Source organism: Sphingomonas melonis (assembly GCF_013409985.1).
GTDB lineage: Bacteria > Pseudomonadota > Alphaproteobacteria > Sphingomonadales > Sphingomonadaceae > Sphingomonas > Sphingomonas melonis_A.
In genome coordinates this window covers 501223-512631 of the sequence record NZ_JACCBY010000001.1, presented here as the reverse complement: position 1 = coordinate 512631, position 11409 = coordinate 501223, and the positions used below count along the sequence as shown (strand labels likewise).

13 protein-coding genes are annotated in these 11409 nt (G+C 62.7%); 12 read left to right on the top strand and 1 reads right to left on the bottom strand.

The window, feature by feature from the left end:
• Window position 1: 1 nt before the first annotated feature.
• The 9 genes from HD841_RS02575 to HD841_RS02535 are packed head-to-tail and all read left to right on the top strand — an operon-like array spanning window position 2 to window position 8094.
• Complete coding sequence (locus tag HD841_RS02575; RefSeq protein WP_179507310.1) at window positions 2-226, top strand: hypothetical protein; 225 nt, start codon at window positions 2-4, stop codon at window positions 224-226.
• Complete coding sequence (locus HD841_RS02570; protein WP_179507309.1) at window positions 226-900, top strand: hypothetical protein; 675 nt, start codon at window positions 226-228, stop codon at window positions 898-900. Before HD841_RS02575 ends, HD841_RS02570 begins: the two co-directional genes overlap by 1 nt.
• The gene (locus HD841_RS02565) at window positions 897-2273 is read left to right on the top strand and encodes a packaged DNA stabilization protein (RefSeq protein WP_179507308.1); all 1377 of its coding nucleotides are present in this window, start codon (window positions 897-899) and stop codon (window positions 2271-2273) included. Before HD841_RS02570 ends, HD841_RS02565 begins: the two co-directional genes overlap by 4 nt.
• On the top strand, window positions 2273-2881 hold the full coding sequence (locus HD841_RS02560; protein WP_179507307.1) for a hypothetical protein: 609 nt from the start codon (window positions 2273-2275) through the stop codon (window positions 2879-2881). Before HD841_RS02565 ends, HD841_RS02560 begins: the two co-directional genes overlap by 1 nt.
• A complete protein-coding gene (locus tag HD841_RS02555) occupies window positions 2878-3345 on the top strand; it encodes a hypothetical protein (RefSeq protein ID WP_179507306.1) in 468 nt (155 codons plus the stop codon). Before HD841_RS02560 ends, HD841_RS02555 begins: the two co-directional genes overlap by 4 nt.
• Window positions 3302-4039: a hypothetical protein gene (locus HD841_RS02550; RefSeq protein ID WP_179507305.1), complete on the top strand. Its 738-nt coding sequence runs from the start codon at window positions 3302-3304 to the stop codon at window positions 4037-4039. The genes HD841_RS02555 and HD841_RS02550 overlap by 44 nt, the downstream gene beginning before the upstream one ends.
• Complete coding sequence (locus HD841_RS02545) at window positions 4036-4173, top strand: hypothetical protein (protein WP_179507304.1); 138 nt, start codon at window positions 4036-4038, stop codon at window positions 4171-4173. Before HD841_RS02550 ends, HD841_RS02545 begins: the two co-directional genes overlap by 4 nt.
• On the top strand, window positions 4157-5479 hold the full coding sequence (locus tag HD841_RS02540) for a hypothetical protein (protein ID WP_179507303.1): 1323 nt from the start codon (window positions 4157-4159) through the stop codon (window positions 5477-5479). The genes HD841_RS02545 and HD841_RS02540 overlap by 17 nt, the downstream gene beginning before the upstream one ends.
• The gene (locus HD841_RS02535; protein WP_179507302.1) at window positions 5479-8094 is read left to right on the top strand and encodes a hypothetical protein; all 2616 of its coding nucleotides are present in this window, start codon (window positions 5479-5481) and stop codon (window positions 8092-8094) included. Before HD841_RS02540 ends, HD841_RS02535 begins: the two co-directional genes overlap by 1 nt.
• Before the next feature lie 5 nt (window positions 8095-8099).
• On the opposite strand, the gene HD841_RS02530 is transcribed toward HD841_RS02535, so the two are convergent.
• Window positions 8100-8303 (bottom strand): hypothetical protein, encoded by a 204-nt coding sequence (locus HD841_RS02530; RefSeq protein ID WP_179507301.1) that lies wholly within the window; start codon window positions 8301-8303, stop codon window positions 8100-8102.
• A 107-nt stretch (window positions 8304-8410) separates the two neighbouring features.
• Here HD841_RS02530 and HD841_RS02525 point away from each other — a divergent pair, with 107 nt between their 5' ends.
• From HD841_RS02525 to HD841_RS02515, 3 genes are read left to right on the top strand one after another with little or no spacing between them, the layout of a single operon-like run.
• Window positions 8411-10447, top strand: a complete 2037-nt coding sequence (locus HD841_RS02525) for a hypothetical protein (RefSeq protein WP_179507300.1) — start codon at window positions 8411-8413, stop codon at window positions 10445-10447.
• Entirely contained in the window at window positions 10444-10956 is a 513-nt protein-coding gene (locus HD841_RS02520; RefSeq protein ID WP_179507299.1) for a hypothetical protein, read from the top strand. The genes HD841_RS02525 and HD841_RS02520 overlap by 4 nt, the downstream gene beginning before the upstream one ends.
• Window positions 10953-11402, top strand: coding sequence for a lysozyme (locus HD841_RS02515; RefSeq protein WP_179507298.1), 450 nt, complete (start codon window positions 10953-10955; stop codon window positions 11400-11402). The genes HD841_RS02520 and HD841_RS02515 overlap by 4 nt, the downstream gene beginning before the upstream one ends.
• Window positions 11403-11409: the final 7 nt, after the last annotated feature.

Here is an 11409-nt window from a genome sequence, read left to right as displayed (position 1 = left end):
GGTGCCGAAGGCCATTTGTGACCGCTGCGGGTTTGAATACGACCTGCGCGACCTCCGCAAGGAGTGGACAGGCCTGATGGTGTGTGATGCGGATTACGATCCGAAGCCCCGCGACCTGGCGCCTCCAAAGCTACGTGCCGAGGGCTTGCCGCTGCGGAACGCGCGACCCGAGCCGGACCCGGTCTTTGTCGATCCTGATGCCCCTGTCACAGCGGACGACCTTTGATGGCCACGAACTTCAAGATGACTGCGCGCGACATGGTGACGCAGGCCATGCGCGAGATCGGTGTGCTTGCGTCCGGCGAGAACCCGAGCGCCGACGAGCTGGCCGACGGCATCTTGCGGCTGAACTCCATGCTGAAGGCGTGGGCGGCAAAGGGACTGAACCTATGGCGCAACACGCAGGGCACGGTCGATTTTGCTGCGGGCATCTCGTCAGCAGCTATCCCGGAGGCGCTGACGGTCGGTGAGGCGCGGCTGTTGCTCAGTGGTGGCACGGAACGCCCATTGGCGCTGTGGGAGTCCGATCAGTACGCTGTCCTGCCGAACAAGGGTAGCGTCGGGGTGCCGGTCGCCTACACCATGATCAGCCAGGTTGGCGGGCTAACGATGCAGCTATGGCCGGTGCCGTCGCGTGACGTGACGATCCGCTACAGCTTCGGCCGCATCACCGCTGACGTGATCCAGCCCAGCGACCCGGTCGACGTGCCGCAGATGTTCCAGGAAGCAGTTTGGCTGATGCTGGCTGTTCGCATGGCGCCGACGTTCGGCAAGGCCCGCACTGATCCGCAGACGGTGCAGCTTGTCGCAGCTCGGGCTGCAGAGCTTGAGCGCGATATGCTCGATTTCGATAGGCCGGCATCGTATCAACTCGGCACCGATCTGGACGGCTACCCATGACCGCGCTGGCTTACGGCAAGGGCACCTACCGCCGGCTGGCGGCCGGCCTGCCTGAATTGCGCGTCATCAACATGTTCGTGGAGACGGCAGCGACATCGCAAGATGGCGTCGTAATGTTTTCTCGGCCGGGGTTGGTAGAAGCTGAGCAACGCGGCAACGGACCTATTCGCGGCCTGTTTCATCAAGCGGGTACGCTTAATGACGTCCTATTGTCCGTATCTGGTGCGGAAGTCTATGGAGATGGGCTGCTGGGCAGGGTTGGCGGCGCCGGTGCGGTGAGTTTTGCCGCATCAGCCGCCGAGGCGATCATTGCCGCTGGAGCAGCAATCGTCAGAACCGACGGTGCGACCGTTGCAGATGTATCTTTTCCGGATGGTGCTGACGTAATCGCTGTGGCCTATTTGGGCGGCTATTTCATTGCAGTCCGAGATGAAAGCCAGCGATTCTACTGGTCGAAACTGCGTGACGCGACGAGCTGGGACGGGCTTGATTACGCCTCGGCGGAGAGTTCACCGGACCCGCTGTATGACGTGGTGGTAACCGGCGATATCATGTGGCTGCTAGGAGGCCAAACCGTTGAGCCTTGGACGCTGACTGGAGACAGCATCCTTCCATTCTCGCGAGTTGAAGGCCGCATTTTCCAACGAGGAGTGTTGGCAACTGGCTGCGCGGATGAGCTTGACGGGGCGCTGTATTGGGTTGGTGATGATCGCAGGGTCTATAGATCGGGCGGCGCGATGCCCGAGCCACTGTCCGACCCCGGCATTGAGGAGCGGATTGCCGCGGCGTCGGCGGTATCAGTATTCAGCTTTGAATATGAGGGGCACAAGTTCCTTGCCGTTCGTCTCGACACCGAAACGGTATTGTTCGACGCCACAACTGGCGAGTGGTGTGAGTTCGCATCGTTCGGGCGCCCTAACTGGCGGGCGCGCTGCGCAGTACAGTACAATGGCGTGGTACGCTTCGGTGACGACAGTGCCGGCCAGCTGTGGCGTTTCGACGTCAACGCCTATGCCGATGACGCCGTGCCGATGCAGAAACTGTTTACGGCGTTCCAGCCGGTGACTGACGGCAGCTATACGCTCGATGTCATTCACCTCGACGCCGACTTCGGTTCTACACCTACCCTGCAGGGCCAAGGTGCGGATCCAATCGCGGAGTTGCGAACGTCGCGTGATGGCGGACGGACATGGACAGATTGGCGGCAGTCGTCGCTAGGGCGACAAGGTCAGTATCGGGCACGGGCGGTCTGGCGCCGCTTTGGGTCATTCGATGCTCCTGGCGGAATCTTTGAGATTAGATGCTCGGACCCCGTTCGTTTTCGGGTCTCAGCCGTGAGAGCTAATGAAGCACAAGGCGGCAGGTCTAGGTAATGGCGCTCAAACTGTCCCGCTTGGTAGGAACGTCACCGATCGTCGATGGCGATGGTAAGCCTACCCTGACCTTTGTCCGCTATTGGCAGACCTTCGCCGAGCAGATCGAGCGAGCCATCAACGCTATTGCTGAGATCCTTGGCATCACTGACGATCTAGATAAGGCCATCAAGCGAGCGCAGGCAGCCGCTGCTGAGGCAAAAGACGCCGCTGATGCTTCGGCAGCGGCGACAGCCGCAACGAAACGCGAGCAAGCGCTGGTAAATAGCTATATCGATCCTGACACAGTCCTGAGTGCTAGTCCCACTACTATCACTATCGCTGCACACTCCCGCATGTACGCGGATGGCACCAGCGCCTCGGTAAACGGGGGTACAGTAAACGCAACGGCGGCTGGCGATGCGGATTATGTCTTCTATGTCGATCCTGAACGCGATGGCGGCACCGTGACCTACCAAGTCAGCACGACACCGCCAACGCAAACGGGAGACACCCATGTCGTTGGCGCGGTTGCGATCCCCACGACTGGCACAGTGGATGGCGGCGAAGGTCCTCGGCGCCCCGGCTACGTTTCGCCTAATAAGTTCAACACGGTGCCCGACGAATGATCCGTCGAGAAACAGACGCGGGGCTGATTAACCGCATTGCCAATGACTCGGCCATCTTGCCGCACTTTGATCTCGGTCGGACGGGCGCGCTCGACTTCACCCCCTGCCTGATGGCGCCAGACGACTATATCGTCCTCAGCAACGGCAAAGACGCCGCGGCGATGTTTGAATGGTCGGCGCCCAACGTGTGGGAGGGGCACACGATGTTCCTACCGTCATGCCGCGGGCGCCGTGCTGTCGAGACAGGCAAGGCGATGATGGCTTGGATGTTCGAACATGGCGCGGAGATAATCTGGGGTCAGACGCCTACTATTTATCGCCACGTCCGGTGGTTTAACCGGCAAGTTGGATTTAGTCTCGCCGGGATCGGCTTCCATCATGTGAGCGGCGAAGTGGAGCGCTTCGTCATGAGGAACCCCGATGGTCGCACCATTGATTGCCGCAGCGGGCATTTCGGCATCTAGCAGCCTTTTCTCGGGCATCACTGGCGGCAAAGGCGCGAAGAAAGCGGCCAAGATCGCTGCGCAGCAGGCGGACAAGGACCGCGCGCTCGCTCAGCAAATCTACAACACGAACATGGGCCTTGCCCAGCCGACGGTTGATCGCGGCAATGCGGCAGGCTCGCAGATCAACGCGCTGCTGGGGCTTGGCGGTAACGCTCAGGCGGCCAACGATGCCCTCGCCGCCTACAAGTCATCCACCGGCTACCAAGGGCGGCTCAACGAGGGCTACAGCGCCATCAACACCGGCTACGCTGCAAAAGGCGCGCTTGAGAGCGGTGCCGCACAGAAGGCTTTGCTGAATTACGGCCAGCAACAAGCGTCGGGCGAGTTCAACAACTATCTGAGTCAGCTCAGCAACCAGCAGGGGGCTGGCTTGAATGCACTTGGCGCTGTGACAGGGGCGGGAGCCAATTACGTCAACCAGGCAACCAGCGCCGGCAATTCTGCGTCCTCCGCTGCTGCTAACGCCGCGCTGTTCAGTGGAATGGCGCAGCAGAACGCTCTTTCCGGCGTCGCGAACGCAGCAGGCCAGTATTTCGGCCGAACGCAAAACGCCCTCCCGGCTGGCCTGATTAACGGCACCGCCATCCCAGGTTACGGCGGCGGCCAAATCATCAACGGTCGTCTCACGTATGGGAGCCCGTTCGGCGTATGACCCGAGACGAGGAACTGAAGGCGCTCCGCGAGAAGTTGGACGCGCGCCGCGGTCGGGTCGGCCTCGCCGACAACGTCCGCGCGATCGAGCAGCGCATAGCAGAATTGGAGGCGGCCGATGGCGACGCAGATTGACTGGGGGCTGCTGCGCCAGGCGCCGAACATCGCCGAGTCGTTCGCGCAGGGGCAAGCTCTTGGTGAGCTTCAGCAGCGCAAAAAGGCGACGCAGGACATCCTCGCCGGTTATGCCGCCAACCCCAAGGGGCCGGTGCCGAACGCCCTCGCGATCTACGATCCGCAGGCATATGCCGCGCTGTCGCAGAACAGCCGGCAGCAGGCGGTTGCCGATCGGCAGACTGCGGACGCGTTGCGGCAGACGCAGGCTCGCACGCTCGGCGCTGGCTATCTTCGGCAGAACGAGCCTGTCGGCGTGGCGCATAGTGCCCCAGCCGCGACGGGGTCAAACGCGGCCCAGGTCGATCCGAACGGCGATATCATCGTCACGGGGAACAAGCCGGCTGCCCCTGCGGCGCCTCGGATCGACATTGCAGACGTGTTCGAGAAAGATCCGGAACTCGCCAAGAACCTGACCGATCATATGGCCGCCATGTCGAAAGCGGACCGGGAGAATTTCGGACAGAAGACCGGAGTGGCGGCTGCTGTATCGCTTGCGGCGCTCAACGTCGCACCTGATCAACGTCAGGCGTTTCTTGACGACCACGCCCCCCTACTGAAGCAGGCTGGGTGGACCGATCGAGAGCTGATGGACTTCGATCCGACTGACGACAACCTGCATGGCATGGCTGCCGTGGGTGTTGGCGCAGACAAGTACCTCGCCGATCTTCGGCAGGAGAAGGGCCAGCAGGTTACCGTTCGGGGGCAGGACGTGTCCGCGGCTACCGCACGTCGCGGGCAGGATATTTCAGCGTCTACGACCCGCCGAGGACAGGATATCAGTGCAGCCACAGCGTCTGCAGGTCAGGCCGTCACAATGCGCGGGCAGGATATGGCGGCCGCTGGCCGTGCTGCGCCCCCAAAGGCCACCGTCGCGCTCGCTCGCAACAAGCTTTCCTCGCTGACGGCGCTTGAAACGCAGTTGAACCGGGCAGAAGCGGCATTGCGCAAGGCCAAATACACCGGCCCGATCGCCGGGCGCCTGCCTGGCGGGATCAGCGGTGCCGACAGCGCTGCGGATGCTGCAATTGCTAACCTTGCCCCGCTGGTGCGCCAGTTGACCCGTGTCCCGGGCGAAGGCGCAATGTCGGATTACGAAAGCCGTCTCGCTCAAGCCGGCCTCCCCAGCCGATCGCAGACGGTGGAGGGGCGTAAGCAGTCGTTGGACGATATCCGTGCGCTCGTTGCGCAGACAAAGGCGGGGTACTCGGATTTGGTTGGCGATAGCCCTGCCCCGGCAGCCCGCGGCTTCAAGGTGATGCGCTGATGGCAAAGCAGTACAAGATCCTCACCCCCGACGGCCAGACCATGACGGTCGAGGGGCCCGAGGATGCGACCGACGACGAGCTGATCTCGTTCGCCCAGGAGCAGCTCAAGACGTCGGGGTCTAAGTTCGCCGGACGCCAGACGGTTGTTGATCGCCCGGTCGCCCAGCCGACGATCGCACCCGAAGCTCAGGCACCCGTTTCGCCGGAAACCGCTCGCTTGCAGCGCGGTCAAGACGCTCTGTCCAGCGGCATTCTCGGCAAGGTCAACGATGTGCTTGGGGGTGGCGGAATCCGGCATTTGCTGGACAACGGCGCCATGCTCGGGCTCGGCGATGAGATCAGCGGCCTCAGTAATGCGGCCTACAACGTCCTGTCGTCGCCTTTCACTGGCCATTTTGCTCCTGTAGAGGCCTATTACGGCGGTCGCGACGCTGAGCGGGCTCAGCAGGACGCGGCACGCGAAAAGTCGCCGATCTCTGGGACATTAGCCGAGATCGCTGGTGGATTTGTCGGCCTTAACCCCACGGCCGCTATTGCCACGGCACCAAACGCGCTCGCCGCAATCCGGTCGGGCGCCAAGGGAGGCGCAATTTTAGGAGGTGTCGCTGGGTTCGGCGGTGGGCGTGACGCAGAGACTAGTTTAACGGGTGGTGTGCTCGGGGGTGCCTTCGGTGGCGTGCTCGGCGCTGCGGCACCCGTTGTCGCATCCAATGTTGCTCGAACTGCACGCGGCTATCGACGCTTTTTCGGCCGCGACCCAAATGTCGCCCTTGACGTTGTTGGTGATGCACTTGCTGCCGACGCAAACACCGGCGCGCAGGCTGGAGCGATCATGGACCGTGGTCATTCACTGGGTGTCCCGGTCATGCTCGCAGATACTGGCGAAAATGCCCGTGCGTTGGTTGCGAGCGTTGGCCGTCAGCCTGGTCCGTCTCGGACGACTGTACTGAACGCGGTGCAGGAACGGCAGCTCGGGCAGGCCGACCGCATCCGCGGGGCGATTGAGCGCGATCTCGGCCCGCTCAGCAACCAGCCGGATCGAGCTGCAGCGTTCCGAGCTCAGGATCGCGCGACGGCTGCAGAGGCGCGCGAACGGGCGCTGACTGACCTCACGCAGACAGCGGAAGGCATCGGTCCGAACGTAGATCGCCTTGCGAGCGGCTCACAGGCTCGCGAGGCTTTCGGAACGGCGTATGATGCGGCTCGCTCGCGTAGTCGCGAGGCCTACAATGCCCCGGAATTGGTCAATCCCCAGCCGATCGAGATCCCGGCGGAAGTTTTTTCGCGCGATATGCGCTCGGCTGCCGACGACTTCTATGGTGACGGCGGAGGTGAGATGCCCGCCACTTTACGGTCAATTATCGATGACGCTGCGGCTCCTGACGCCACCACGCGTACATTGACCAACATTGATCGGCGGCTCGCTGATTTTGGTGGCGAGGCTACGATGTCGGGCAATCGGTCGGACGCGGCCTTCGCAACGCGTTTGCGGGGCATCCTCAGTGATTTTGCAGATCGCGCTGCTCCCCAGCCCTATCGAGCTGCGCTCGCTAATGCGAAATCTGTCCGCGCCGAGCAGGGCAGACTGTTCGAGACGCGGGATCTACCCCGCACATTCGCTAACGACCGCTTCGGCAACCCCATCGTCGGGGATACATCGGTACCCGAGCGGCTTGTGCGTCCAGGTGCACCAGGCGGCGATACCGCAGACTCCCTGATTGCGGCCGTCGGGCCAGACCAAGCGGAAGCTATCATGCGGCAGGAACTGCGGCGCAATCTCGACTCCATGGCCGACCTTACCCCGGCCAACACGCGCGCGCTGAACACACGTTACGCTGAGGCCGTGCAGCGGTTTCCTGCCCTAGCTGACGACCTTGCAGCGGTGAACCGGCATGCAGCGACGCTGACTGCCGCAGCCAACGCTGAGCAGCTTGCGGGGCGCGAAGGCTCTACTGCCATTGAGCAGGGCTATAACTCGCTTAGTCGTTCGCCTGACGAGATCGGGCGCGCGCTCTCCACGCTGGCTGATGACCAAATCCCGTTGTTTGGCGAAGGTTTGCGCAATCAACTCGCCAACCAGATCGGGCGTCGGGTTGACGACGCGGACAAGGCTCGGGCTCTGATCGGCACGCCCAACCGCAGGAGCGTGCTTGAGCGCGTCTTCCCCAACGACGGTCTTGATCGCTTCGCTGAGACGCTGGCCGCCGAGCAGGCCGGCAATCAGACTTTCCGCTCTGCGACACAGGGCAGCGATACGGCCGTTCGGCAAGCCTATGATGCTCAGACGACCGACCCAGGTCTAGTCGAGGGCGTTCTTGATACGGGCATTCGCGCCGGTAAGGACGGCTGGCTGTCCCTCATCATGTCCGGCTTGCAGAAGGTTCGCGACACCGGCCGTTACGGCGCCGGGGAGGCCGGAAAGAGCGTGCGCCAGTCCATCGCGACGCTGTTGACGGAGACGGACCCGTCGGAGTTGCAGCGGATCTTGGCTGAGGCCAATGCTCAAGCTGCGAACCGCGTTGCTCAGGACCAGCGAACCATGGGTGGGGCCACGCAAGTCGGTCAGCGTCTTAGCGGGGGGGTGGTCACTGGCGCTAGTGGCCTCGGGCGGTAGGCGACTCATAGCGCGAGCCGCATCCCCCAGTTCATCAGCACACCTGCTGCCACGACGAGAAGGCACAAGCCAACGGCTCCTGCGATTGGGGCGCCCCATCCCTTATTTAGGAAGGTGCCGTCCTTCATCTGCTCGCGCAGAAGGAATGCCAAGATCGCGACCGCGACGATAACGAACGGAATGCCAAGCATCTCAATGGTATAGCACACGTGCCGCCCCACCCTCAACCGCCTACTATTCCCACCCGCCCCCTAGCGGCACACCCGCTACGATCGGCCCGGATGGCGCCTTCCGCTCATGAAACCGGATGCGCCAAATGGCTGATCAGCCCTTCGACCTGTTCTATCTCCCTTTTCGTCCTGCGTTGGACGCCAACGGGATCGTGGTGCCGGGGGCTAGCCTTACGTTTTACCGGACTGGCACCTCCACGCTCCAAACCATCTATGCTGATGCGGCTCTGACCATTCCTCTGGACAATCCCGTAACCGCGAACGCGGCTGGTGTTTGGCCATCGATCTACATCGATAACAATTTTCTCTACCGCGTCGTATTGCGCGATGGTCGGGGTGGCTCATTAAACGAGATCGACCCGTACGTTCCCGGCAATGTTGGAGGTGCGGCTGGTATTCCTGGCGCTGCTGCTAACACGTATGAGAGTCGGGCAGACCTGGCAGCTTCTCCCGTAACGAACAAGTCTGCCATCTTGGCAGCTCCAAACGACACCGGTCTATACACGTGGCAGGAGGGTGACTTTTCGGGACGCAACGACGTCATCGCGAGTGTATTCTTCCCTGTCACGCAAGGCGCATGGGTCTTCTCCGAAAAGACACCCGACCCTGTCACCGGATTCTTCGGCACTGCCTTCCGCGGCGATAATGATCTCCAGTACCTCGACTATTGGTACATCAAGCCCGGCGGCCAGACCGCTCTTCGCCTCAACACGGATGCTGTCGACAACCCCGGCGAGGTCCGCGACCCGGCCGGTATCATCATGGGCGACGATGGCTACGGTTATTACTTCCGAACCATCGGGTTCAACAGCTCGTCATTTGAAATCCGCCGCACCACGCAGAAGAACCTCGTCAGCGGCTGGCAGCATTGGGCAACGGTGGACTGCTCTGCGGGCGGCACCATTCAGCTTGCCTGGGCGCCGTCACCGTTCCGGGATCCGACCACCGGCAAGTGGTATGCAGAGGTGGCTCTTGGGCCGAGTTCGAACCCTGCCACCCACTACATGGCCGTGATCGAGTTCACCGCGCCTGACTTCTCGACGTGGAAGCAGGCTGTGTCTATGGGCATGGGCATCAATTTCATCGACGGCTCCACCATCTACAGCCGCGGTAGTTTCTACCACGTTGCCAAGCACGAAGAGACGCAGCCGTCTGGCCAGTACAAGTACGTCGAGATCTGGAAGTCGGCGAGCTACCCGACCGGCTGGACGAAGATCACCAACGGTGACTTCCTCGCGATCCCCTATGACGTGGAGGGGCCGAACCCAATCGAGTCGGCGGACGGCGTCTGCCACATCTTCTTGGACGCGAACGCCAGCGGGTTGATGTACCACACGTTCGCCCCCTCGTTCGAAGGCCCCTGGTCCACCCCGACCTCCGTCGACAAGGGCGGCTTGCCGCTGCGCCACGGCTTCTTCGTCAACATCACCGATGCCAATCGCGCCGTGATCCAACAGGCGCTGGACTTCTACGGCGTCGACCTGACGGGCTCGGGTGAAGCGAAGTTCCTCCTTCAGGGCAAGTCGCAGAAGGGGCAACTCTCGACGCTGTTGGCTCAGGGCAACCTTATCGGCAGCACCGCGCATTACGTTGAGGCTCCCGGCAACTATAACATCTACTCAGCCCGCGGTGGCCCAACGCCGTTCGTGTCCGGCATCGATCGTCAGATGGCCGGCGCTGGCGCTACCTATGACGTGGCTATCGCACCTGACGGCACCCGTCGGAACGTCACGAAGATGGTCTGGGCGACCGGCTATTTCGACGCGCCGACCGAGTTCGAGCCGCGGGACCTGTTCGCCCTGACGCTCCAGAACGGCTGGACGGCGCTGAACAACCTGCCGCTGAAGGCATACCGCGATCGCATGGGTCGTGTGGCGATCACCGGCCTGATCAACAAGACGACAACGCCCACGGAAGGCGAGGTCATCGCGGCGCTGCCTGGTGGATTTGGTCCAGCGCGCGTCGAGATGTTCGCCTGCGTATCAAACGACGGCAAGGGCACGACCCCGATCGCCAATCTCGCGGTCGTGAACGGCACGCTGATCTGGATCAGCGGCGGGGCGACGAAGATCTACGCGTCTCCGATCCAGTATCTGGGCGTAAACAGCGTGACGAACGTATGACCGCTGCGGGCGCCCTCGCACAAGCTGCTGTGAAGACGGCAAGCGGCGAAAGCATCAACACCGGTATTTGGACGCTGGTGGCGCTATGCGTTACCACGATCGGCGGCATCGTACTGGCCATCATCAAGCAATGGGGCCCATGGAAGAAGAACGAAAGCGACGGGCGGGCGGCCGACTTCGAGCGGCTGCGCGACGAGATCGCCGTGCTCAAGGTCGACCACAAGGCCGCTAGCGACGCCCAAAACAACCGCATCGAGAAGCTGGAAGGCTTGGTCGAGACAGCGCGGAGGGATGCCACCGCAGCCAGCGAGCACGCCACCCGGTCAGACGCCAAGCTGCAAACCGCGCTGACGGCCTGTGAGGTGCTGCTCGGCTTGGTCGAGCGCGAGATGCCCGAGGCCAAGGAGATCGGCCTGGTGAAGCGGCTGCTGGCTCAGGCTGCCTCGGATGACCTCGGCATCGGCAGCGGGATGCGGAAGATCGCTAGCATTAGAGGGACCGGAGAGTGAAACGCACCACCAGCCCGGCCGGGCGCAAGGCCATCCGCGGTTTCGAGGGCGACCGGCTCACCGCGTACCCCGATCCGGCAACAGGCGGCGACCCGTGGACGATCGGTGTTGGCCACACTGGCCCCGAGGTGAAGCGCGGCATGACGATCACCGAGGCGCAGTCGGCTGCCTACCTGATCGCGGATCTAGCCAAGTTCGAGGCAGCCGTGAACGCCGCGGCGCCGGTGACCACGCAGGCGCAGTTCGACGCCATGGTCAGCCTCGCGTTCAACATCGGCGCGTCTGCGTTCGCGCGATCGACGCTGGTGAAGAAGCACAACGCCGGCGACTATGATGGCGCTGCCCGTCAGTTCGTCGCCTGGAACCGGGCGGCGGGGCGCGTCATGCCGGGCCTGACCCGTCGTCGCGAGGCTGAGGCTCGGATGTACCGGGGGATGGCGTCGTGAGCCGCCT

Coding starts and splice junctions, on each gene's coding strand:
- HD841_RS02570 (WP_179507309.1), top strand. CDS start 226: ATGGCCACGAACTTCAAGATGACTGCGCGCGACATGGTGACGCAGGCC.
- HD841_RS02565 (WP_179507308.1), top strand. CDS start 897: ATGACCGCGCTGGCTTACGGCAAGGGCACCTACCGCCGGCTGGCGGCC.
- HD841_RS02560 (WP_179507307.1), top strand. CDS start 2,273: ATGGCGCTCAAACTGTCCCGCTTGGTAGGAACGTCACCGATCGTCGAT.
- HD841_RS02555 (WP_179507306.1), top strand. CDS start 2,878: ATGATCCGTCGAGAAACAGACGCGGGGCTGATTAACCGCATTGCCAAT.
- HD841_RS02550 (WP_179507305.1), top strand. CDS start 3,302: ATGGTCGCACCATTGATTGCCGCAGCGGGCATTTCGGCATCTAGCAGC.
- HD841_RS02545 (WP_179507304.1), top strand. CDS start 4,036: ATGACCCGAGACGAGGAACTGAAGGCGCTCCGCGAGAAGTTGGACGCG.
- HD841_RS02540 (WP_179507303.1), top strand. CDS start 4,157: ATGGCGACGCAGATTGACTGGGGGCTGCTGCGCCAGGCGCCGAACATC.
- HD841_RS02535 (WP_179507302.1), top strand. CDS start 5,479: ATGGCAAAGCAGTACAAGATCCTCACCCCCGACGGCCAGACCATGACG.
- HD841_RS02525 (WP_179507300.1), top strand. CDS start 8,411: ATGGCTGATCAGCCCTTCGACCTGTTCTATCTCCCTTTTCGTCCTGCG.
- HD841_RS02520 (WP_179507299.1), top strand. CDS start 10,444: ATGACCGCTGCGGGCGCCCTCGCACAAGCTGCTGTGAAGACGGCAAGC.